The organism is Pseudomonas sp. B414, assembly GCF_055408445.1.
The window spans coordinates 248,220-272,469 of the sequence record NZ_JBUZTQ010000003.1 but is presented as its reverse complement, the minus strand read 5'-3'; the positions used below and the strand labels follow the sequence as shown (position 1 = coordinate 272,469).

Below are 24,250 nucleotides of genomic sequence, written 5' to 3'. Positions count from 1 at the left end.
TGAATGATCGCGCGCTCTTCAACGCTGAGTTCGGAATAGGACATAGGGGCAGCACCGTACCGGAAAGGTCAGGTGTTGCACTCAGTTTTCGCGGCCGCCCATCAAATAAGGCGAGTACTAACATGCCCCTCTCCCCGCCACGCCAACAGCTACTCCTGGTGGATGACGAAGAGGACGCACTGCTGGAGTTGGCTGAGCTGCTGGAGGGCGAGGGCTTTTGTTGCTATACGGCAACTTCAGTCAAACTCGCCCTTTCGCAGTTGACCCAACATCCGGATATTGCGCTGGTCATCACCGACCTGCGCATGCCGGAAGAGAGCGGTATTGCGCTGATCAAGCGCCTGCGCGAGCACACATCGCGCCAGCATTTGCCGGTGATTGTCATTTCAGGGCACGCCGATATGGACGATGTAAGCGACCTTCTGCGCCTGCAGGTGCTGGATCTGTTTCGCAAACCCATCTACCACGTGCGCCTGCTCGACACCCTCGACAATCTCTTTCCACACCCCACGCAATTGCATCTGGCCAGAACCTGAACCCTCTATAAAAAACCCCGCGACCTGTATAAGCGTCTGCGGGGTTTTTTATAGATCCGCTTTACAACTGATAACTAAAACTTAGTGTATAACGCGGCCGCCGGTTAAAACTGTCCAGCGCCATATCCGACATGGGCTTGGCAACTTCCAGGGCAATGTTGTAATAACGCTTGTCACCAAACCGCAAGCCCAGCGCAGCCGACGACATGTCTGAACCCTTGAACGGTAATTCGTTGTACCAGGCCTTGGCCTTGTCCACGACCGCATAAGGCTGCAGCAACTTCACCCATTCGCCATCGCGGTTAAAGCTGTAGTTCAGTTCATAGGCTACGCCCCAGCCCTTGTCCCCCGAGGCTTGATCATCCGGGTAACCCCGGCCGAAGTTCTGCCCGCCAAATACTGCCCGCTCGCTGTCAGGCAAGGTGTCGTCACTCCAGTACAGCGCGCCTGAAATCACGCCCTGCCAGTTATCGAAATAGCCGTCACTCTGCACGCCCGACAAACGTAAACGAAAGAAGTCCAGGTCATAACGAGTGCCGGTCAGGTTGGTCTCGCTCTTGGCGCCCATGCCGTCTATGCCCTGGTACAGACCGGCACTGACGATACGCAGTTGCTTGGCGTCGGACTTGCGCCAGTCGCCCTCAAACGCCAGTGCCCGCACATTGGTTTTTTCGCTGATGGTCTGCCCGTAGCCGACGATCTCATAGTCGGTATTGTCATTGACCCCGTACAGCCGGGCAGCGGCGCTCAGCCATTGATCCGGCGCGGCAATCAGCGGGTGGCTGACACCTATCGAGAAACGGTCATTCTCACGGTGGGTCTTGAGCTCAAAGCCGTCACTGGTGACGATGCTGGTGCTCGGGTCACTGCGATAACTGGAACCATACAGGTTCAATTGAGTGCCTTCAGCGTTGAGGTACTGGCTGTAATCGAGGCGGTAGTAATGCTCCTTGTCGTCGCCCGGCGGGAACAAACCGCTCAAGGTCAACTGCTCGGCCATGGCCGTTTGCGAGTTGCTGCTGGCGGCGAACAGTGCCTGAGTACTGTCACGGCTGCCTTCGATAAGGCTCATGCTGGTGGTGAAGGGTTTGCGGCTGGCTTTGACATGCAACGTCGATGCGCCGTCGGTGGTGCCCGGGGGCGGTACTTGTGCCTCCAGAGTCACTCCGGGGATACGGCTCATCAGCGTGCTGTAGCGGTCAAAGGTTTTGCGGGTCAGCGGGCGCTCACCCTTGAGTTTGTCCACCAACTCATCGATAAAACCTTTGACCCTGCCGATATCACCGTCTACTTGATACTGGCTGATATAGCCTTCGACCAGCACCACGCGTACCAGGCCCTGATCAAAATTCTGCTGTGGCAAAAAGGCGTAGGACAGTAAATAACCGTCTTCCTGATAACGCTGGGTAATGCGGCGCGTAGCCTCGATCAGTTCGGCCAGGGTGATCTCATGGCCCAGCAGTGGTTTGTACACCGCGCCCAGTTCCGGTAGCGGGTAGATCGAGCCGCCTTCGATTTGCAACTTGCGAATGGTCAGCCGGGTGCCCATTTCCAATGGTTGGGCCTGTTGGGCAGCCGGTTTGGGCAACTCCAGAGCAGGTGCCGGCGGGCGGTAGGCATCCACCGGCAAGTTGGGCGTGGGCAAGGTTTGCATGGTGTCATTGCTGTTGAGGAAGCGCGGAAGGGGCTCGGCACCCGCATAAGGGGCCAGTGCCAACAACAAAAAGGGAACGCAATTACGCATAGGACACTCCATGTTCAACTACAGCGGCATAACGAAGGGGGCTTCATCTTTGAATGTTCCGTGAAGCTGCCCGAGCATCGCTCCTACAACCTGCACATGAAAAAAGACGAGAGACTCATCTGAATCTCTCGTCCCAACCAAGCGTAGGCGCTGTAGGTACGGCCGTCGAACCGGCCAGGTGCAATATTCGTCAGTTTTTCTTGCCCAGATTGCCCAGCCCGCCAAGCACTCCCCCAAGAGCTCCACCCAGACCGCCTGTACCGCCCACTGCACCACTTCCAGCTGTTCCTGCGCCTGCTGCAGCACCGGTGCTGCCTGCATCCACTTTGACGCCCAGCACGCCACCCACCTGACCGAGCAAGCCACCCAGGCCTGCAGCGCCACCGGCTCCAGCAGCGGCACCTGCGCCAGCACCAACAGTTGTACCTGTGCCAGTGCCTGTACCTGCGCCGACACCAGCCCCCACACCAGCACCTACACCAATCCCGCCCAACAATCCGCCAAGACCACCCGAGCCTGTACCTGTGCCAGTACCCGCCGCCGGATTGACGTAGCCACCAGTCTTGTCAACCACACCACCCACACCGGTCAGTACGCCACCCACCAAAGAGGTCACCGGGTTGTTCGCGCCACCGGTAGTCGTCACCTTGTCGCCAAGGCCGCCCACAACGCCGCCGACCTTGTTCAACAGACCGTCAACGGGAGCGCCCAGGCCAGTCGTGGTGCCCACTTTGCCCGTGACGTTTTCCACCAGGGAAATCACCGGCACCAGAACCTTGTCATTCACCCCGCCAGTAACCTTGCCCAACTGGCCACTGGTGACATTGGTAGTCAGTGTGTTGCCAAGCATGGTTACGGTAGTGCCCACTTTATTGACCAGCCCACCCGTGGTGTCGGTCACCTTGCCCACGACACCGCCTACCAGCGGGATCTGGCTGATCGGGGTGTTGTCCAGTACGGTGCTCAAACCTGTACCAACAGAAGAGACGCCCTTACCCACGTCACTGACGGCATTGGTGGCACCGGCCACGGTGAGGCCAAGGGAATTCTTGTCAGTGCCCAGCGAGCCCAGGCCGTTGGTAAGGCCATCGGTTACCGAGGTCACGGCATTGCCGGTGTTGGTCACCAGCCCGCCGCCCAGGGTGCCGACCACTGGAACGCTGGTGAGGGTGTCACCCAGCCCGCTGACTGTAGAGCCCACGCCGCCAACAGCACTGCCGACTTGCCCTACGACCTGGCCAGTTACCAGAGGCGTGGTGCCTGCGCCGGTCCCACCGTCAGTGCCGCCACCAGTACCACCATCAGTGCCACCACCAGTACCGCCGTCAGTGCCGCCACCAGTACCGCCGTCAGTGCCGCCACCAGTACCGCCGTCAGTGCCGCCACCGGTACCGCCGTCTGTACCACCGCCAGTACCGCTGTCCGGTGTGCTCGCCGAAACTACGCTTTTGTGACCGCCACCGCCGCTGCTGCAGCCTGCCAGGCTGACAGTCATGACCAAGAGCAGAGCTGTACTGGTTTTCAACCACAGTTGAGTGTTCATGATTAATTCCCTTGCACCTGTTACACCTGAGTTCGAAAGTTCCCTGCTCTGTGTCAGGGATACATTCATCCGTTGCAGACATAACAACCCCACGGGCCTTATCAAACAATTCACAACTTGGTATTAACCCCTTATATACAAGGGTTCCAACCTTGCTTGCGGATTAATACTTTTGGTCTAGGTGATTTAAAAAAAAACGTTAATTATCAACAGACTTACTGACCCGATAAAACATCAACGCCCGCAACCCTACTTTAGGTATAAACACAATTAGCGGGGTTTTAGTTGCTTTACAGTGCGTCAAAACAAGTACCCAACGGTTTTAATCCACCACACTGAACTCAACACGGGCGGTTTGCCCGCTTTCGTCGAGCACACTGAGCTCATAGCGCCCCGCCTGTTCCAGGGTGGTGTTGAACACGGCTTGCTGCGCGCTATCCCCCAACGGTACGCCGTTTAAAAACCACCAACGCCGGCCGTCACCGCCCAAGGCCGATAGCGCCAGGTGCAACAAGGTCTGACTGGCAGCAGGACGACGCAGGCGGTCGCCATCACGCACACCGACAATCGACAGCGGTGTAACGGCATTCAAAGGCGGTGGCGGGCATTGCGTAGACGCTGGCGGCAAGCGCGCTTCACGTCGCTCGCTGCGGGACAGCCACGGCTCAAGGGGGGCAGGCCACAACGCCACTTCACGCACTTGCCCATCCGCGCATTGCGGCCCCACCCGCAAGCCCTGGGGGTTGACCCGAATGGTTTCGCGCAGGCCCACACCCAGCGGCTGGTCGGCCGCCAGCAGGGTCGGCGGGGTGGTGTGCTCCAGGGTCCAGGCAAAGCGCTGGCGACGGCAATTGGGGTCATCCTTGTTCATGGGCTGGCCCAGCGGCCAACAAATCGCAGCCACCCCGACACTCCCCGGCACCGCCTGCACTGGCGCAACAATGCCGCGCTGGCTGTCACGGTTGCTCAGCACATCGTGCACTTGCAGCATCAAGGGCGCCGCCGACGCCAGGCCAAACTGCCCTGGCACCGGCGTGCCATCCGGGCGACCGATCCACACACCAATCAAATAGCGCGGCCCCACGCCAATCGCCAGGGCATCGCGAAAGCCATAGCTGGTGCCTGTCTTCCAGGCAAGCTGCGGGCGCTGCACCAGATCGGCTGTGGGATCGCGATCCGGGCGCGCCTGACCACTGAGAATGCGCCGGATAACCCACGCCGCACCCGGCGACAGCATGCGCCGCTCGCGCAGTTGGTCATCGGGTTGCAGGCGCAGATTGGCGCTGCGCCCTTCTCGTGCCAGGGCGCTGTAACCGCTGAGCAGATCTTCCAGACGGCTACCGGCACCGCCCAGAATCAGCGCCAGATTGGGCTCGGCCAGCGCCGGCAAGCTCAAGGGCACGCCACCGTTGCGCATATCGGCGGCAAAGCGTTTGGGGCCATAAGCTTCAAGCAGTTGCACGGCAGGCAAATTGAGCGACGTGACCAACGCAGCACTGGCCGAGACCGGCCCGCTAAAACCCATGGAAAAGTTGCCCGGCCGGTAATCGCCATAACGTCGCGGCACATCCTGCAGCAGTGACTCGGAGTGGATCAGTCCGGCATCCATGGCCATACCGTACAAAAACGGCTTGAGGGTCGAGCCCGGCGAGCGCATGGCGGTGATCATGTCGACATGGCCAAAGCGGCGCGCATCGTTGATATCCACCGAGCCCAGATAGGCGCGCACCGCCATGGTGTCGGTTTCAACCACCACAATGGCGGCCGAGGTGTGATCGGGTAAGCGGGCGCGCCAGCCCAGCAGCAAATCCTCAAGACGGCGCTGCAAGCTGGCGTCAAGGGTGGTGCGGATCAACGGCGGGCTGTCAGGGCGGTTGAGCCTGCGTGCCAGCAACGGCGCCAGGCTGGGCTCCAGACGCGGCGCCAGCAGCAGCGGCTCTTGCAGCGCCTCAATCACAACTGGCTGCGGCCATACCCGGTACTCGGCCAACCGGCGCAGTACCTTATCCCGCGCCACTTGCGCCCGCCCGGGGTGACGATCGGGGCGCAAACGGCTCGGCGCTTGCGGCAGCACTGCAAGCAATGCGGCTTCGGAGTGAGTGAGCTGTTGTGGAGACTTGCCCAGATACGCCCAACTGGCGGCTGCAACGCCCTGCAGGGTGCCACCAAACGGCGCACGATTGAGGTACAGGGTGAGAATCTGGTCCTTGGATAAATGCCATTCCAACTGCGCAGTGCGCCACAACTGGCGCAGCTTGCCGGGGAGCGTGCGCTCATGGGGGTCGAGCAGGCGCGCCACTTGCATCGACAAGGTGCTGCCGCCTGACAACACCCGCCCACCCGTCAGGTTTTGCCAGGCCGCACGGCCCAATGCCAAGGGGTTGACCCCCGGGTGTTGAAAAAACCAGCGATCCTCGTAGGTCAGCAAGGCATCCAGGTACAGCGGCGACACCTCGCTGGTCTGCACCGGATAGCGCCAAACACCGTTGGCATCGGCAAAGCGCCATAGCGGCGTGCCGTCTTCGGCCAGTACCACGCGAGCCAGGTCATCCTTGGGCAAGGGCAGTGGCCAGACCCTGTCGGCCAGCCACAGCAGTGCGCATGCCAGCACCAGGCCAGCTAAAATCTTGCTTATGATGCGTAACCATCCACGGCTTTTCTCTGGCACAGTGGCCGCATCATTCATTGGGACACACACATGCAAGTTGAAGGGTTTTTCGAGAGCCTTGGGCAGATGTTCGGGGCCATCATTCGCTTTATCGTTGAAGGGTTGGGTGGCATTTTCAGCGGCCTGAGCAACGCCGGCAGCAACTTTATCGAGGGGCTGAGCCGAACGTTGGGCATGGAAACGTCGATTATCAGCATCGCCATTCTGGTGATCGGCCTGCTGTTTATATACAACGCCGTACGCGCCTTTATGCGTACCTCGATCATTGGCGGAGTCATCTGGTTACTGCTGGGGCTGTGGGTGCTGAGCTGGATTATCAACTAGCCCCACCGCACAACAGCTGGCAGGCAGGATTAATGTGGGAGCGGGCTTGCTCGCGATGGGATCCATGCGGTGCAGCAGACAAACCGCGTCGTCTGCATCGCGAGCAAGCCTGCTCCCACAAAAAACCAAACCTGCACAAGACAGCTGCCCCCAGCCAAACCTAGCGCCCCCTGATCAGCATATCCCCCGGTGTTTCACCCACGGCCTGCCAGTTGGGGCGGTACATCGATTCCACTTGCGGCGGTGGCACGCGGTAGGTGCCCGGGGTCACGGCACGGGCCAGGTACAGCAGGTGCGTGGTGCCATAGCCGTCGAGCTTCAGCGCCGCCACATAACGGTCATCGCGATACTCCTGATGCTGCACACTGGCGTTCTGCATCGACTCGCGCCATTGCTTGACCTGGCTACTGGCGTTTTCAAGGCTGGCGGCGCTCTGGCCCAGGTTCTGGTTTTCCAGCTCCAGGCCCGCCGGCAGCAAGTCCACCACCAGCGCATCCGGCACCGGTTGCTTGGCCTTCACCGCCAGATGCACCAGCACCAGATCACCACTTTTCAGAGCCTTGAGGTCCAGCGGCTCGCCGTTCATACCCAGGTAATCCCGGCGAATGCTCATGTTCTCACCACCCGCCGCCGGGGCCTGCTGTGGATAACCCGAAATGGTCAACTGTTGATAAACCGGCGTACTGCCTTCGTTGCGCAGGGTCAGTGGCGAAGCCAGCAACGGCCCGTCGAGCTTGAGGCCCGAATGAGTGTTGTCCAGCTGGCGGGTCTGGCCGCCACTGCTGAGCTGCGCCGACCAGTTGGCTTCAGGTTTGCCCAGCAGATCGCGGCCGGCGAGGAACAGCGAGTTGCGCTCCTGGGTCGACAGCCATTGGCTCGCCGCCAGTTGATCGGACAGGTCGAACAAGCGTTGCTCACGCTGGCCGCTCATCAGGTTGTTCTCTTCGAGCAAGGCCAGGATCAGTGCCTGATCGCGCAGCGGGCTGCCGTAATCCCCCAGCCATTGATCGGCCTTGCGGGTCACGGCCAAGCCTGCCACCAGCGCCTGATCGGCGCGGGGCTGATCCCCCATCTTCTGCAAGGCAACCGCCAACTGCACCAGCGGCAGGCCGGAACGGGCCTCACTGCGGCGCTCAAAGATGCTGCGCAACGCTCCCAGCGGTGCCTGCTGGGTACGCGCAAGCACCAGCGCCGCATAGGCCTGCACGGCAAAGCGGGTGTGGTCGAGGTTGTCGCTGTAGTCGGCTTCGATCAGGTTGCGTTCCTGCACATAACGCAGCAACCGCTCGCTGGCCTTTTTTAGCGCCTCGGGCGGTACGGCATAACCCTGATCACGGGCACGCAGCAGGAAGTCGGTAATATAGGCCGTGAGCCAGTACTCCTCCTGACCCTCCGCGCCCCACAGGGCAAAGCTGCCGTTGTAGCGCTGCATGCCCAGCAGACGCTCGATGCCCAGTTCGATCTTGCGCTTGCGCTCGGCATCCGGCTCGCCTTCAAGCCCCAGCCGTTGCAGCACTGCAGCATCGGCATACAGGGCCGGGTACAGGCCGCTGGTGGTTTGCTCCGAGCAACCGTAAGGATAGGCCTTGAGTGCCCGAATCTGCTCGCCAAGGTTCAGCGGCGGACGACTCGACAGGCTGATCAGGGCTTCACGCCCGGCCGGTTCAAAAGCTTGCAGTTCGCCATCCGGTAAACTCCACGGCTGATCGTTAAGCACGCTGCGGTAGTGCTTGAGCAAGGCCGGGTAGGCCGGGCGCACGCCCAGGGTCCACTCGCGGGTAAACGGCGCCAGGGTTTCGCCCGGCAGATCAAGCCCGCTGACGGTGACCTTGACCACTCCCGTGCCAAAGCCGCCAAGGGCCTTGACCGGCACCTGCAAGGTGCTGCGCTGGCCGGGGCTCAGGGTGACACTTTGCGTCGGGTTTGCCAGCAGATTCAGTTGCCCCTCGGTGTCGAGTTTGACCTGCAGGGTTTGCGGCTTGTCGGTGAGATTGGACAGGTCCAGTGCCAGCCGTGTCTCGTCGCCACCGGCCAAAAAGCGCGGTGCGGCCAGCTCGGCCACCAGCGGCGCAGCAACCACGGTCTTGCTCTCGGCCATGCCGTAGCGATCGTCGGTCCAGGCCTGTGCCATCAAGCGCAGTTCACCGTTGAAGTCAGGGATATCCACGCTGACTTCGCCCTCGCCCTGCTCGTTCAGCGTTACCGGTGCGCTTTGCAGTGCCACGATGGTCACGCTGGTGGCCGGCCGTTTGCCGCCCTTGGCCAGCGCGGCATCACCACCGAACGCCAGGCTGGCCAGGCGGCCCTGCCCGGCTTCGATCAATTGCCCGTAGATATCCAGTTGGTCAGCCCCATAGGCCTTGCGCCCGAACAAGCTGGCGAAGGGATCGGGAGTCGGGTACTCAGTGATATTGAGCACGCCCACATCCACTGCGGCCAGTAGCACATGGGCTTGTTTGGGGGTGCTGCCATCGGCGTTTTTAGCCTGGATTTTCACCGTGAGCGGCTGCTTGGGGCGCATTTTCTCAGGGGCCTCGAGCGTCAGTGCCAACTTGCGCTGGCTGCGGTCGATGGGCAGATGCAACACACCTACAGCACGCTTGGGGGTGATATTGGTCTTGCGCTCGCCGGGACGGATCACCAGAGCGCTGATATAGAGATCATGGCGCGCCCAGCTCGGGTCGAGCTTGATGTCGAAGCTCTTGCCTTCGGCGGGCACTTCGATCTCTTCCCACCACAGCGGGCCGTCGCTGCCCTCAACCAGCAAGTAGCCCTTGCCCGCTGCGGGCGGCGTGACCGTCACTTTGGCCGTATCACCATCGGCGTAGGCAGCCTTGTCCAGCGCCAGCTTGACCTGATCGGGGCGCACGGCGCCGCCTTCGGCGTTGTCCTGGGCGCGATAACCGGCCCAGAAACGCAGGCTGCTGATCAGACCGGTTTGCGGGTCTTCGACTTCAACGCGGTATGGCCCCCACTCCACCGGGAAGCTGACCTTGGCGGTTTCGCCCGCCTTGAGGCTGAGGGTTTCTTCGTTGAGGTTCAAAAACTTCTCGTTGTAGTGATAGCTCCAGCCGTCGCTGTCCGAGTAGTTCCAGTAGTAGTCGCGGCGCTCGCGCACCAGGCGCACCTTGAGGTTGTCGACGGCCAGCTTGTTGCCCTGGCTGTCGGCGACCAGCAGTTCGAATTCAACCGGGCCATCGCCATCGGTTTCAGTGCCGTCAAACAAGCCGCGAAGCCCCGGCAGACGCTCTGCTGGCCACACCGGCTGCACCAGACGCCGGGTGATCGGGCGCCCGCCCGACTCTTGCAGGCTGGCCTGCACAATCAGTTGCAGCGGTGACTTGGCATCGCGCCACTGGCTTTCAATGCTGATGGTTTGCTTGCCCTCGGCATTCAGTACGCTTTCGTCCAGTTCCAGATCCTGAGTCAGCTCGGTTTCGCTGACCGAACCGAACTGATAACCCGGCAAAGCGCTGACCGCCTCGCGCAAGGGCCGCACATAGACCTGACCGCTCAGGCGATTGCCCGCTGCCGGGGCGCCATAGAGGTAGCGACCATTAACCTGGATTTTCGCGGTTTGCTCCGGGCTCAGCGGCGTGTCGCTGCCCTTGAGCTCCAGCGCCATGCGCTCTGGCAGGAAGTCTTCAACCAGAAACTCATACAACTGCGGCTTGCCGTCACCGAAATCGAACACCAGCTGCCAGCGCCCGGTCGGAGCTTCGGCGGCCAGTTGCAGCGGGTACTGATACAGGCCGGAGGCGTCCGGCGACCAGACAAATTTGCGGCTGACCTGCGCGTCCGGGCGGCGTACTTCCACGCTGACCGGCTGCGGCTTGACCGGTTTGCCATCACGGTCGCGGAGCAAGGCATTAAGCAGCACCGTTTCGCCGGGGCGATACAGATCCCGCGGGCCAAATACAAAGAACTGCAACGGATGCGCCTGCGGGCCGCCGATATCGAATTCGGCCAGGTCCAGCGCCGCCGTGTTCAAGCGCAGCAGGCTGGTCTGGTCGCCCTGGCGCGCCACCAGCACTTCAGCCTTGGGTGGCAAGGCCAGCTCGGCATGCCCGTCCTTGCCGGTCTTGCCCTGGCCCACCATCTTGCCCTTGCCATCAAGCAGTTCCAGCTCAACCCCGCTCAATGCACTGCCGCCTTCCAGGGCTTGGGTGAACACATCCAGGCGCTTCTGGTAGCGGTGTACGGAGAGGCCGATATCGCTGAGGGTGAACAAGGTGGCCGGGGTCGAATAGTTGTAACTGCCCGACGCGGTCATCACCGCCAGATAAACACCTGGCTGCAGCAGAGGCTTGATCCCGGCAGTGGGCAGGATCAGGGTTTCACGAGTGTTGCGCGCCGGGTTCAAGTCAAAACGGCCGCTGTACACCAGGTCAGCCATATTCAGCAGATCCTTGGCCTCGTAGCTTTGCAGGCTGCTGTTACGCCCCCATTGGCTGAGGAAAGCTGGTAATGATTCGGGTTTGACCCGGAAGAACTCGACGTCCACCTTGTCGACGTTTAGCGCAATCACCGGCAAGCCTTCGGCCAGGCGGGTGGGCAGCAGGTTGCCGCGGCTGGCGAAACCGACCGTGGGTTGCAGGTCGCGGGTTTCCAGGCGGCTGAGGTATTCGGCGGCCAGCTTGGCGTCGTTGACCGCACGCAGGCCGGGGTCGACGGTAAGGATCAGTTTGCGTTGCGGCTCAAGGTGGCGCAGACGCAGTTCCATCAAGTTGTCCGACAGCTCCCAGGCACCGTCGACCTTGCCAGTTTTGGCGTCGACCAGATGCAGTTTGTCGGCGAAATTTTGCTGCGGGTCCAATGGCACCGAAAAACTCACGGACAAGGTACTGGCACCGTCCAGTTGCACTTCGGATACATCCACCACACTCAACTCGCGCCCGGCATAGCGCTCAGCCAGAACCTTGACGTCCTGCACCGGTTTGGCCGGCTGGCTCGCGGCAACTTTGGGCACGGCGGGCTTGTCGACGCTGGAAGAATCACAAGCGCTCAGCAGCGCCAGTGTGCAGGCCAGGAACAATCCTTTGTTAAGCATGGTGTACTCGTTGACTGGGCATTGAAGGGGTCGACTATATAACAGCTCGCGGTGAACGGCAGGAGCGCTGGTCAGATTGAAGATCAAAAGCGCCCTCACCCTAACCCTCTCCCGGAGGGAGAGGGTTAGGGTGAGGGCCGCTTGCGCTACAATCGCGCCCCCCTAAGGAGCCTGCATGTCACCTTCCCTGCTAGCCGACTGGCGCGACCGCCCGACCCATCGCCGGGTCTGGGCGCTGGCCGCCCCCATGATCCTGTCGAATATCTCCGTGCCGCTGGTAGCCCTGGTCGACAGCACCGTGATCGGCCACTTGCCCCACGCCCACCAACTGGGCGCAGTCGCTGTGGGTGCCAGCCTGTATATCTTCCTGGCCTGGATGATGGGCTTTTTGCGCATGGGCACCACCGGTTTTTCCGCACAAGCCGCCGGCCGCGGGGATGGCACTGCACTGCGACAAATCCTGCTGCAAGGCCTGTTGCTCAGTGTGTTGCTGTCGATGCTGCTGGGCGCGATTGCCATTCCGTTCAGCGGGTTGGCACTGAATGTGATGCAGCCCTCTGCCGAGTTGCATGAGCTTACCCTGGAGTTCTTCCATACCCGCCTGTTTGGCCTGCCTGCTGCCCTGGCCAGTTATGCGCTGGTGGGCTGGTTTCTGGGCACGCAAAACGCCCGGGCGCCGCTGGCGATTCTGCTCACCACCAACCTGGTCAATATTGCGCTCAACCTGTGGTTTGTCCTCGGTCTGGACTGGGGCGTGGCCGGTTCGGCACGGGCGTCGGTGATTGCCGAGTGGAGCGGCGCCCTGCTCGGCCTGTGGCTCACGCGCGGGGCCTTGCGCAGGTTTCCCGGCACTCTGGTCTGGGCCGCCTTGCGCGTCTGGCACAACTGGCAGCCGCTGCTGGGGGTCAACCGGGATATTTTTATCCGCAGCCTGCTGCTGCAATCGGTGTTTTTTTCCATCACCTTGCAAGGCGCCCGCCTGGGCGACGCTACCGTGGCAGCCAACGCCCTATTGCTCAATGGCCTGCTGCTGGCGGCCCACGCCCTGGACGGTCTGGCCCATGCGGTTGAGGCGCTGTGCGGGCATGCCATCGGTGCCCGCGACCGTAATGCGTTACGCCGTTCGATGGTCGTGGCCTGCGGCTGGTCGCTGCTGGCCAGCCTGGCGTTTGCGTTACTGTTTGTGTTTGGCGGGCATCTGTTTATCGAGATGCAAAGCGATATCCCCAGCGTGCGCGAAACCGCCTTCCAGTACCTGCCGTATCTGGCCCTGCTGCCGCTGATTGCGGTGTGGAGCTATTTGCTCGACGGCCTGTTTATCGGCGCCACTCGCGCCCGAGAAATGCGCGATGCCATGGTCATCAGCGTGGTGATTGCTTTCCCCGTCGCCTGGGCCTTGCACGGCTACGGCAACCACGGTCTGTGGATAAGTTTCCTGCTGTTTATGGTGCTGCGCAGCCTGACCCTGGGTGTGTTTGCATGGCGGATGCAGCGCAAGGATCAGTGGTTCGGCACCTGAATCGGGGGCAAAAAAAAACGCTGACCCCTGCAATGCACAGGTCAGCGTAGTTCAGTCAGCCAGGACTCAATCGGGCAATCAGTGGCTCGACAGGTAAGACGAACGAGTCAGGCCCAGACGCAGGGCATCCAGGTACTGGGTACGTTCCTTGACGCTGATATTGGCGCTGGCCACTTTGTCGCGGTAGTGGTTCATCAGCTCTTCAGGCGACAAGTGCACGTAGCGCAGCATATCTTCGATGGTGTCATGCGTCTCGATACCGGCGTGGTAAACGCTGCCATCTTCGTTCTGGTAGATGTTCACCGAGTCGGTATCACCGAACAGGTTGTGCATGTCACCGAGGATTTCCTGGTAAGCGCCCACCAGGAAGATGCCCAGCAAGTAGTCTTCACCTTCATTCAAACCGTGAACCGGCAGGCTGGTTTCGATGCTCTGCTCGTCGACGTATTGCTTGATCTTGCCGTCGGAGTCACAGGTCAAGTCTTGCAGCACGGCGCGGCGCAGCGGCTCTTCGTTGAGACGGTGCAGCGGCAGGATCGGCAGGACCTGGCCAATCGCCCAGGTGTCCGGCAGGCTCTGGAATACCGAGAAGTTGCAGATGTACTTGTCGGCCAGCTTGTCGTTGAGTTCGTCCAGCACCTGACGGTGGGAACGCTGACGCGCTTTCAACGAGTTGTGCAGGCGACGGCACACGGCAAAGTAGCACTGTTCGGCCAGGGCTTTTTCAGCCAGGGTGATCTTGCCGTCAGCGTACTGGGCGGCAATGTCGCTCATGTAGTGCGTGGCACGCCAGTAGGTTTCGGTCACCATCTCGATGTCGGTCGGACCCAGCAGGTCCACCAGCCATTGCACGGTTTCCGGCAGGCTTTCCTTGTTTTCGATTACCGGAACGTCATCGTTGTGTTTCTCGACGTCGGTCACCTGTACCACCAGCATGGCGTGGTGCGCGGTCAGGGAACGGCCGCTTTCGGAGAAGATATGCGGGTGCGGCAGGCTCTGCGCGTCGCAGAACTCTTTGAGCATGCCCACGACCACACCGGCATAGTCGTCCATGTCGTAGTTGATCGAGCTGGCGTTGCGCGAGTGCGTACCGTCGTAGTCCACGCCCAGACCGCCGCCCACGTCGATATGGTCAACCGGCAGGCCGAGGTTGCGCAGCTCGCCGTAGTAGCGGATTGCTTCCTTGAAACCGTGCTGGTAGTCCGCCAGGTTGGCGATCTGCGAACCCATATGGAAGTGCAGCAGGCGGATGCCCTGATCCAGGCCGGCAGCGCGGAAGCGCTCAACCACCGACAGCAACTGCGCCGCCGACAAACCGAACTTGGATTTCTCGCCACCGGTGTCAGCCCACTTGCTCGAGGCCAGGGACGACAGGCGCACGCGCAGGCCAACCTGAGGCTTGACCTTGAGCGAGGCTGCTTCTTCGATCACCAGGTCTACTTCGGATTCTTTCTCGATCACGATAAAGACGTTGTGACCCAGCTTCTGGCCCATCAGTGCCAGGCGGATAAACTCGCGGTCCTTGTAACCGTTGCAAACGATGGTGCCGCCTTTCGGGGCCAGCGCCAGCACGGCCAGCAGCTCTGGCTTGGAGCCGGCTTCAAGACCGATGGATACGTTTTTGGTGGCGATGATGTTTTCGATCACCGCTTCTTGCTGGTTCACCTTGATCGGGTACAGCGCGGTGTACTCGCTCTGGTATTCCAAGCGCGCGATATTGGCATCGAAGGCACCGGTCAACTGGCGTACACGGTCTTGCAGGATATCCGGGAAACGCACCAGCAACGGCAAGGACAAACCGCTGTTCTTGCGCAGTTCGTCGACTTGCTCGTACAGGTCGATGGGCGAGCTGTTCGGGCCGTTCGGACGGACTTCTACGCGACCGGCTTCATTGATCGCGAAATACCCGGCCCCCCAATGGCGAATCCCATAAACGCTGCGGCTGTCCGCAACTGTCCATTGGCTGCCATCGTCTTTGCGTGTGCGTCGTACGGACATCGAAGTCCCCTATAAATAAGTCAAATAGCCCAGCCTGAAAGCAGGCTGGCGCAGTCTAAAGTGTGAAAGTGACGATTAGTCAGACCCTGACAACAGCGCCGAGTTTAGAAACCGGTGATAACAGGCTCTGTGAAAACCATGGCAAGAGCGGTCTGACCAGCCCATCAAGGCGTCAGACCCGCTAAGCGGTGGTTTTCACAGAGGCTGCTAGCCGCCGGATTTCTTGGCTTTGAACCCGTGCTTGAGCAGCTCGGCCAGCAGCAGTTCGACATGATCGCCCTGGATCTCGATGATGCCGTCTTTCAACGCACCACCGGTGCCGCAGCGTTTTTTCAACGTTGTGGCCAGTTCCTTGAGTGCGTCTTCAGCCAGCGGCACGCCGGTGATGGTGGTCACCGTCTTGCCGCCGCGGCCTTTGCTTTCGCGGCGCACGCGGGCAATGCCGTCACCTTCGGGGATCAGGGTTTGTTTGCAGGTACAGGCGTCCACCGGCTGACGACAGTCCGGACAGTGACGACCTGCGTCGGTGGAAAATACCAGGCCACCCAGGGCGGCGAAGGATGCGGCTTTTTTGGCCACCGGCAATCCTCATTCGGAGGACAAATAATTGGCCGGTGCATGACGCGCTTGCGCCAAGGTGTACCGACCGCGAAGCCCCACTCTGGCAGGGGCAGCGCAACTCAGGGGGAAAACCGCCTGAGCCTGAAAAAGGTCGCGCAGTGTAACGACAAAATCGCCGGTGCCCAATAGCCAATCGGCGGCAATTTTCAAAGCTGCAACCCCGAGTCAGTCTTGAGCCAGATAGCGCTTGAGCGCATCCAGCGAATCCGGGCAATAAGACTCTTGCCTGCTCAGGCGCAACGCCTCGGCCACCGGCATAAAGCAGGCCTGCTGGACTTCCTCGGGCTGCACCTGCAACGGGCCGTCCCACACCGCCGAAAACACCGCGCACCACAGATGGTTTTGCGGGGCTTCGAAGTAAAACCGTTCATGGGCCGTCAGCGGCACGCCACTGACGCCCAGCTCTTCTGCCAGCTCACGGGCCGCTGATTCGGCGTAGGTTTCATCCACCCCCACCATGCCACCCGCCGCCACATCCCAGAACCCCGGATACAGCGCCTTGCTCAGGGTGCGCTGATGCACGCACAGTTCCCCGGCAGAGTTGAACAACAGAATAAAGGTGCCGCGCCCGATCAGGCCGCGCTCGCGCAGTTCGTGCCGGGGCAGACCGCCCAGCAGGCGGTCTTCGCGGTCGACCCAGGCGACTTGTTCGACATCGGAAGCCGCACGGTGTGCGGCTTCCAAAGCTGAAATGACCATTGCTTAGCCCTGGGACAGCAATTGACGAAGGTCCATGACCGCAGCGTTGGCGCGGGAAATATAGTTGGCCATGACCAGCGAGTGGTTGGCCAGCACGCCATAGCCGCTGCCATTGAGGATCATCGGGCTCCATACCGGCTCTTGTGCTGCTTCCAGCTCACGAATGATCTGACGCACGCTGACCGTGGCGTTCTTTTTCGCCAATACGTCAGCGAAGTCGACTTCAATGGCACGCAGCAAGTGCGACAAGGCCCAGGCCTGACCGCGAGCTTCGTAGAACACGTTGTCGATCTGCATCCACGGTGTTTCAACCACTTCCTCGTCAACCACCGGCACCTGGCCTGGCTGCAGGGATTCGGTTTTCAAGGCGCTGTTGAGCTTGACCCGCCCAACACTGGCCGACAGGCGCTGCGACAGCGAACCCAGACGGGTGCCCACATCGCCCAGCCAGTTGTTCAGGTTGTCGGCGCGGGCATAGAACAGGGCGTTTTTCTGATTCGGGTCAGACAGGCGCGCCTGGTAACGGCTCAGGGAATTGATGCCTTCCTGGTATTCGGACTCGCTGGACGGCAGCATCCAGCTCTTGTTGTCAAAGTTGAAGCGCGGCTCGGCCTTGGCCAGATCTGCATCTTCCGCCGACTGTGACTGCGAACGGGCGAAGTCTTTGCGCAGGGCCCGGGTCAGGTCGCGTACCTGCACCAGCACGCCGTATTCCCAGCTCGGAATATTGTCCAGGAAGATGCCCGGCGGCAGCCGGTCATTGGACAGGTAGCCACCGGGTTTGCTGAGCAAGGTACCGGCCACGGTCTTGAGGGTTTCGACAGTGGTAAAGCCCGGGACCATCTGTTTGCCTTCTTTCTCGGCTGCCAGTTGGGCATTTTGCTGCACCGGGAACAGGTCCGGCTCCTGGCTCCAGTACCAGCCCAGGCCCAGGTTCACCAGCACGAATATCCCCACCAGCACCGCGATGGAGCGGCTCAGCAGGATGCTTTTGAAATAGCCACGCGACTGTGTTTTCGTCTCTTTGACCGATTCACGGGCAGTGCCCTCACGTTTTTTCCAGTCCAGCATGGCTATGTCCTTTCATCTGCTTGATTCAACGGTTCGACCACAACCCTAACCCATCGTGCCTTGCATGCACGCTTTTTATCTCAGGGGGCCACTACGCCCGGCACTATAGAACAAGCGCACAGACGATGGGCAATATGGCTGCCCGACAGATAATTTCAAGCAGAAACTCGTACATTTGAAATGAACTGCTAGCATAGAGCCACTATTCAATTTCCAGCATGCTTCCTTACCCAGCAGCCAGGTTATGACCGAGCAAGAAGACCCCAGTCGCGAACGTCTTAAAAACCACTTTGCCCAGCGAGTCACGCACCAGGCCCGCCAGATACTTGAGATATGGCAACGCTTGCAGGCCAATGAGTGGTCGCCCGCCAGCCTGGCCGAACTCGACGATGCCAACCTGCGCCTGCTGCGTTTTGCCGAGCGCTTCGAGCAGCCGGAACATATCGAACTGGCCCGGGCCATCGACCTTGCCCTGCAAGACATGGCCGCCAACAGTAGCCGCCTGAGCAGCCCGATCATTACCGAACTCAACCGTCTGATGCAGCGCCTGTCGCGCACCGGCCTGCGCCAGGGCGACCTGGTGGCTAACATCAGCCTGCCGCCGCTGCGCAAGCCCGTGTATATCCTGCTGCAAGATCTGGAACGTGCCGACCGGCTGGCCAGGCAACTGGAGTTTTTCGAGCTCAGCGCCCGGGCCTTCCGAAGCCCGGAGGAGTTTCGCCAGGCCATGGCCGAGCGCCATCCTGCCGCGATTGTCATGGACGTGGACTTCGGCGCAGCGGGCCTTGGCCTGGCGCTGGCCGCCGAAGCCCAGGCAGGCCTTGAGCAAAAACTGCCGCTGCTGTTTTTCAGCCTGCATGAGGCCGATACCCCAACCCGGCTGGCCGCCGTGCGCGCAGGCGGGCAAGGCTTTTTGACCGGCACCCTCGAAGCGTCAAGCCTGCTGGAAAAAATCGAGGTACTGACCTGCGTGGCCCAGTACGAGCCTTATAAGGTGCTGATCATTGACGATTCCAGGGCCCAGGCCCTGCACGCCGAGCGCCTGCTCAATGGCGCAGGGATTGTCACCCGCACCCTGATCAACCCCATCCAGGCCATGGCCGAGCTGGCGGAATTTCAGCCCGACCTGATTATCCTCGACATGTATATGCCCAGCTGTACAGGGGCCGAGTTAGCCAAGGTGATCCGCCACAATGACCGCTATGTCAGCGTGCCGATTATTTATCTGTCGGCCGAAGACGACATGGACAAGCAGCTCGACGCCATGAGCGAAGGCGGCGATGATTTTTTGACCAAACCCATCCAGCCGCGTCATCTGATCACCACCGTGCGCAACCGCGCCGCCCGCGCCCGCCACCTCAAGGCACGCATGGTGCGCGACAGCCTGACCGGTTTGTACAACCACACCCATATTCTGCAACTGCTCGAAGACTGCACCTTCCGCGCCCGCCGCGAGAGTCGTCCCTTGAGCTTTGCCATGCTCGACCTGGACCATTTCAAGCACGTCAACGACGGCTACGGCCATCCAATGGGCGACCGGGTCATCAAGAGCCTGGCGCTGTTTCTCAAGCAGCGCCTGCGCAAGACCGACTTTATCGGCCGCTACGGCGGCGAAGAGTTTGCCATTGTGATGCCGGACACCGATCAAGAGGCGGCCTACAAGGTGCTTAACCAAATCCGCCAGCGCTTTGCCGAAATTCACTACCCGGCGCAGCCCACAGACCTGTCGTGCTCGTTCAGTGCCGGTGTGGTGCAAATGCAGGGCGAAGCCGACAGCCTGCTGATGGCCTCCCAGGCCGACGAAGCGCTATACCGCGCCAAGAATAATGGCCGCAATCAGGTACAGCGCTTTCACCCGACAAGGCCAATTGCCACTATTTGCTCCTGATCCCCGCTTTTCGTCACACCCTTGTAACTTAAGTGCAATAACTTCTGCCGCTTCTGACTGTGTAGTAGGCAAAACCTCACATGCGCCTGAAGCTGCTAACCAACCTCAACACCCTGTTGCTGGTCGCCGTGTGCCTCGCCCTGGGCGCAACCCTGTGGTGGTCGCAGCAGGCACTGGAACGCCCCTTTCTGCTGATGGAACGCTACCTGAGCCTGTCGCAGCAGTTCCAGAGCAAGGTGGCGCGCAATATCGAGGACTACCTGGCCAGCGGCGATGCCCTGCGCCTGAGCGATGCCAACAGTGCCCTCGACACGCTCAAGAGCGAACTCGGCCACTTGCCACCGGCACTGGCCGATGCACTGCGCCCCAGCCTTGAGAACCTCAGCACCTACAGCAACACCGAACTGCTGGCCGCCGGCAAGCTGGCCGGCGATCCGCAGGCCTTGCTGCTGCAAGCCGAGCGCGAACTGGGTGCCAGCCTCGAACAGCTCAGCCAATATGCCAGCGACCCGGCCTCGACCGAGGCCCGTGGCTATCTGCCCTTGCTGCTGACCGCCTCGCAACATCTGGCCAAGCTGTCCCTGGCCCGCGACAAGCTGGTCAGCAGCGGGCGCAGTGAACTGGCGGGTGATGTGGAGCGCGAGCTGGACAGTATTCAACTTCAAGCCCGAGAAATCGACGCCCTGCCCCTGCTGGGCGTAAGCAGCAAAAGCGCCTCGGGCACCGACGACTTTGCCGCCATGATGGGCCTTGAAACCACCGATACGGCCCAGGCCGAGGACGCCGGGGTTGGCCTCAAGCGTGAACTCAACAGCCTGCTCAACCGTTACCCTGCCGAACTCAAACGCACCCGCAACCAGATTGAGCAACGCAGCCAGCTCAGCACTGCCACCCACCTCAAACTCGACGCCGTACAACAGGCCATTGCCGAGCTGGAGCCGGTGGTACGCGCCGAGCACGGCCAGATCCAGAGTGAAGTGCGATTGATCCAGGGCCTGATGATCGGCCTGATCCTGTTGATTGCGCTGCTGATCGACACCCTGCAACGCAAGCTGGCACGGGTGCTGACCTATCTGGCGCCACTGCTGTCGACCTGGGCCGAGGGCGACTTCAGCCGCGATATCCAACTGGGCAAGACCAACCGCGAATTGCGTGATATCGAATCCTCACTCAACCGCCTGCGCAGCTTTCTGGTGAAACTGGTGGGCACCCTGCGCCTGAATGCCGAGCAGGTTGCCGGCAGCAGCCAGACCCTGGCCGAACTGAGCACGGGCCTGCACAGCGGCGCCGAGCGCCAGGCCGGTGATACAGCACAAATTCGTGATGCCCTTGGCGAGCTGGAAGCGACCATCTCCCAGGTGGCGGGCGATGCCAGCCAGGCCGCCGATGCCAGCCGCAGCGCCGGGTTGGCGGTAGCTCAAGGCCAACGGGTAATTGGCCAGAGCCTGACAGGGCTGCATGCGCTGGTCGGCGAGGTACAAGGCAACGCGCAGACCATCGAGCGCCTTGCTGAAGAATCGGCCACCATTGGCGGCGTGCTTACGGTGATTCGCTCGATTGCCGAGCAGACCAATCTGCTGGCGCTGAATGCCGCTATCGAAGCTGCCCGTGCCGGAGAAATGGGCCGTGGTTTTGCCGTGGTTGCCGAAGAAGTGCGCTCACTGGCGCAACGTACCGCTGGCGCGACCAACGAGATCCAGACCTTGATTGGCGGCCTGCAACTGGCGGCCCGCCAATCGGTTGAAGGCATCCGTGCACAAGTGACCCACGCCCAGGCCACTGCCCAGCAAGCCCAGGATGCGGACGGTGCGCTGGACGAAATTGTCGGGGCAATTGCCACCATCTCGGACACCGCCGTACGCATTGCCGATATCACTGCGCAGCAAAGCGGGGCTGTGAGCGAGATTCGCGATCACAGCGAGCGCATTCACGTACTGGGAGACGAAAACCTGCAACGCATCGGCATTGCCCGTGACCAAAGCCAGCAACTGCTGGAATTGGGCTCAGAGCTCAATACCGCAGTGCAGGCGTTTCGGGTGTAACACCTGAAAATCCCTCCCCCCACCCTGTGGGAGCGGGCTTGCTCGCGATTCGGCCCACGCGATTTCACTGATACACCGCGGCGACCCCATCGCGAGCAAGCCCGCTCCCACACGGGGATTACTGCGCCGGGCCCATTCAGTCCGCTATCATGCCCCCACGTTTGATTTGCGAGATTCCTATGCGCCGCCTGTTACTGCTTCTGTGTCTGCTGTTTGCCGTGCCTGCCATGGGCGCGGGTTTACTGGATAACCGCCCCAGTGCAACCCTGGGCGCCATCAATAACAGCAGCGACTTTCTGCCAGTACGCGAAGCCTTCAAGCTCAACCTGATCAGCAGTACCCCCGAATCCATCAAGCTGCGCTTTGTGCCCACCGAAGGCTATTACCTGTACCGGCACAAGTTCGCCTTCAAGACCGAACCCGCCGATATCGCCCTGGGCACCGCGCAACTGCCCCCCGGCGAAGCCAAACACGATGAGTACTTCGGCGATGTCGAGGTCTATCACGGCATTCTTGACGTCGACATCCCACGCCCGGCCAACGACCCGCGCCCCTTCACCCTGGTGGTCACCTATCAGGGCTGCGCCGACAAGGGCCTGTGCTACCCGCCTGAAACCGAACGCCTGAGCATCGACGGCAGTGCTGTCACGACCAGCGGCGAACCGGCAAAATCGTGGAACTGGCGCGAACTGGCACTGTTCTTCCTCGCAGGTCTTGGCCTGACCTTTACCCCCTGCGTATTACCCATGCTGCCGATTCTGTCGGGCGTGGTATTGCGCGGCCAGGTCGGCGGCCTGCGCGGTTTCAGTCTGTCGCTGGCCTATGTGCTGCCGATGGCGGCGTGCTTTGCCTTGCTGGGCGCATTGATGGGCATGTTTGGCGCACAACTGAATCTGCAGGCTCGCCTGCAGTCGGTATGGGTACTGGTGCCCTTTGCGCTGTTCTTCGGGATTTTTGCCCTGGCCATGTTCGGCGTATTCGAGCTGAAGCTGCCGCAAGCCATCAGCAACCGCCTCGATCGTGTCGCCAACCGCACCCAGGGCGGCTCGCTGTGGGGCGCGGCAGTGCTGGGCGTGGTCTCCAGCCTGTTGGTATCGCCTTGCGTGTCCGCACCGCTGGCCGGGGCCTTGCTCTATATCAGTGCCAGTGGTGATGCCCTGGGCGGCGGCTTGAAGCTGTTCGCCCTCGGCCTGGGCATGGGCGCACCGCTGCTGCTGGTCGCCACTGGCGGCGCGGCCTGGTTGCCGAAAAGCGGGCCATGGCTGGTCAACGTGAAAAACGCCATTGGCGTGCTGCTGCTCGGTCTGGCCATCGGCCTGCTCAGCCGTGTGCTGCCGGGACCCGTGACGCTGCTGTTGATCGGTGCACTGGCAGCAGGCGTGAGCCTGTTCCTCGGTACTCTGGAGTTCGCCAGCAAGGCCCCGCGCCAGCGTCTGGCGCAATTGCTGGGGCTGTTCTTGCTGGTCTACGCCCTGGCGTGCTGGTACGGCGCCCTGAGCGGGCAAAGCGACCCGTTCAATCCCATCGGCCATGCGCAACCTGTGGCATCCACTGCACCCGGCTCCGCACAACCGGCCGACCAATGGCTCACCGTCAGCACCCCTGGCGAACTGGACAACGCCCTGGCCCGTGCCAAAGCGGCCGGTCAGCCACTGTTGCTGGACTGGTACGCCGACTGGTGCATCAGTTGCAAGGTGATCGAACACGAAGTGCTGAATAACCCCCGTGTACTGGAGTTGCTCAAGGGTTACCAACTGGTGCGTTTCGATATCACCGCCAGCAATGCCGAGCAACGCGCCCTGCTTGATCGCTACCAATTGTTCGGCCCGCCAGCACTGATGTTCTTCGGTAAAAACGGCGAAGAAAAAAGTGACCAGCGGGTCATTGGCGAGATCAATGCAGCGGACTTCGCCGAACGTGTCGCCATCGCGAATGACCAGATCTAGAGCCACAGTCACAAACTTTTCGCGAACATCGGACATCGTGCTGGCTATTGCAGTTAACTGGACAGCGAATCCGCTTTTCGGCATAGTCGCCCGGCACTGATGACTGCAGACAGATAATAAGGAACAGCAGATGGCGACTTTCCTGGTTCTACACGGCCCCAACCTGAACCTGCTTGGCACCCGCGAGCCGGGCGTCTACGGCGCAACTACCCTGGCGCAAATCAATCAGGATCTGGAACAACGGGCCCGTGATGCCGGCCACCATTTGCTCTACCTGCAAAGCAATGCCGAGTATGAATTGATCGACCGCGTACACGCTGCCCGCAACGAAGGCGTGGACTTTATTCTGATCAACCCGGCGGCTTTTACCCACACCAGCGTGGCATTACGTGACGCGCTGCTGGCGGTGAGCATCCCATTTATCGAAGTGCATTTGTCTAACGTGCACAAACGCGAACCTTTCCGCCATCACTCCTACTTCTCCGACGTTGCAGTAGGTGTGATCTGCGGCCTTGGCGCCAGCGGTTATCGACTGGCCTTGGAGGCCGCCCTGGAACAGCTTGAACTACAAGCTAAACGCCCCTGACAGACCCATTGGGAG

Annotated in this window: 14 protein-coding genes and 1 pseudogene; 7 read left to right on the top strand and 8 right to left on the bottom strand. The window is 61.1% G+C overall.

Annotation, left to right across the window (positions count from 1 at the left end; translation table 11 throughout):
* The first annotated feature begins 122 nt into the window (after window positions 1-122).
* Window positions 123-536, top strand: coding sequence for a response regulator (locus ACZRMH_RS04665; protein WP_464012387.1), 414 nt, complete (start codon window positions 123-125; stop codon window positions 534-536).
* Window positions 537-597: 61 nt separating this feature from the next.
* Here the strand turns inward: ACZRMH_RS04665 and ACZRMH_RS04660 are convergent, their stop codons facing one another.
* From ACZRMH_RS04660 to pbpC, 3 genes are all read right to left on the bottom strand, one after another.
* The gene (locus ACZRMH_RS04660; protein ID WP_464012381.1) at window positions 598-2,280 is read right to left on the bottom strand and encodes a ShlB/FhaC/HecB family hemolysin secretion/activation protein; all 1,683 of its coding nucleotides are present in this window, start codon (window positions 2,278-2,280) and stop codon (window positions 598-600) included.
* Window positions 2,281-2,470: 190 nt separating this feature from the next.
* Window positions 2,471-3,823, bottom strand: a complete 1,353-nt coding sequence (locus tag ACZRMH_RS04655; protein ID WP_464012380.1) for a collagen-like triple helix repeat-containing protein — start codon at window positions 3,821-3,823, stop codon at window positions 2,471-2,473.
* A 322-nt stretch (window positions 3,824-4,145) separates the two neighbouring features.
* On the bottom strand, window positions 4,146-6,509 hold the full coding sequence (gene pbpC, locus ACZRMH_RS04650; RefSeq protein ID WP_464012379.1) for a peptidoglycan glycosyltransferase PbpC: 2,364 nt from the start codon (window positions 6,507-6,509) through the stop codon (window positions 4,146-4,148).
* A 12-nt stretch (window positions 6,510-6,521) separates the two neighbouring features.
* Between pbpC and ACZRMH_RS04645 the strand changes: the two genes are divergently transcribed.
* Window positions 6,522-6,815: a hypothetical protein gene (locus ACZRMH_RS04645; RefSeq protein ID WP_464012378.1), complete on the top strand. Its 294-nt coding sequence runs from the start codon at window positions 6,522-6,524 to the stop codon at window positions 6,813-6,815.
* Between the two features lie 160 nt (window positions 6,816-6,975).
* Here ACZRMH_RS04645 and ACZRMH_RS04640 read toward each other — a convergent pair whose 3' ends face one another.
* A complete protein-coding gene (locus ACZRMH_RS04640; RefSeq protein ID WP_464012377.1) occupies window positions 6,976-11,865 on the bottom strand; it encodes an alpha-2-macroglobulin family protein in 4,890 nt (1,629 codons plus the stop codon).
* 175 nt (window positions 11,866-12,040) lie between these two features.
* On the opposite strand from ACZRMH_RS04640, the gene ACZRMH_RS04635 reads away from it, so the two are divergent.
* Complete coding sequence (locus tag ACZRMH_RS04635) at window positions 12,041-13,384, top strand: MATE family efflux transporter (protein ID WP_464012376.1); 1,344 nt, start codon at window positions 12,041-12,043, stop codon at window positions 13,382-13,384.
* A gap of 78 nt (window positions 13,385-13,462) precedes the next feature.
* Here the strand turns inward: ACZRMH_RS04635 and speA are convergent, their stop codons facing one another.
* From speA to ACZRMH_RS04615, 4 genes are all read right to left on the bottom strand, one after another.
* Entirely contained in the window at window positions 13,463-15,382 is a 1,920-nt protein-coding gene (speA, locus tag ACZRMH_RS04630; RefSeq protein ID WP_464012375.1) for an arginine decarboxylase, read from the bottom strand.
* A gap of 207 nt (window positions 15,383-15,589) precedes the next feature.
* Window positions 15,590-15,961 (bottom strand): translation initiation factor Sui1, encoded by a 372-nt coding sequence (locus ACZRMH_RS04625; RefSeq protein WP_464012374.1) that lies wholly within the window; start codon window positions 15,959-15,961, stop codon window positions 15,590-15,592.
* Between the two features lie 207 nt (window positions 15,962-16,168).
* Window positions 16,169-16,702: an NUDIX hydrolase gene (locus ACZRMH_RS04620; RefSeq protein ID WP_464012373.1), complete on the bottom strand. Its 534-nt coding sequence runs from the start codon at window positions 16,700-16,702 to the stop codon at window positions 16,169-16,171.
* A gap of 3 nt (window positions 16,703-16,705) precedes the next feature.
* Window positions 16,706-17,773 carry a DUF2333 family protein gene (locus ACZRMH_RS04615; protein ID WP_464012372.1) on the bottom strand — a complete coding sequence of 356 codons (1,068 nt, stop codon included), beginning with the start codon at window positions 17,771-17,773 and terminating at the stop codon, window positions 16,706-16,708.
* Window positions 17,774-18,017: 244 nt separating this feature from the next.
* Between ACZRMH_RS04615 and ACZRMH_RS04610 the strand changes: the two genes are divergently transcribed.
* The 4 genes and pseudogenes from ACZRMH_RS04610 to aroQ all read left to right on the top strand — a co-directional run bounded on the left by ACZRMH_RS04610 (window position 18,018) and on the right by aroQ (window position 24,235).
* Complete coding sequence (locus ACZRMH_RS04610) at window positions 18,018-19,661, top strand: diguanylate cyclase (protein ID WP_464012371.1); 1,644 nt, start codon at window positions 18,018-18,020, stop codon at window positions 19,659-19,661.
* Between the two features lie 1,526 nt (window positions 19,662-21,187).
* Window positions 21,188-21,703 (top strand): annotated as a pseudogene (locus ACZRMH_RS04605) (methyl-accepting chemotaxis protein); the annotation flags it as partial.
* A gap of 179 nt (window positions 21,704-21,882) precedes the next feature.
* Window positions 21,883-23,649: a protein-disulfide reductase DsbD gene (locus ACZRMH_RS04600; protein WP_464012370.1), complete on the top strand. Its 1,767-nt coding sequence runs from the start codon at window positions 21,883-21,885 to the stop codon at window positions 23,647-23,649.
* Window positions 23,650-23,779: 130 nt separating this feature from the next.
* Complete coding sequence (aroQ, locus tag ACZRMH_RS04595; RefSeq protein WP_048360251.1) at window positions 23,780-24,235, top strand: type II 3-dehydroquinate dehydratase; 456 nt, start codon at window positions 23,780-23,782, stop codon at window positions 24,233-24,235.
* Window positions 24,236-24,250 lie beyond the last annotated feature (15 nt).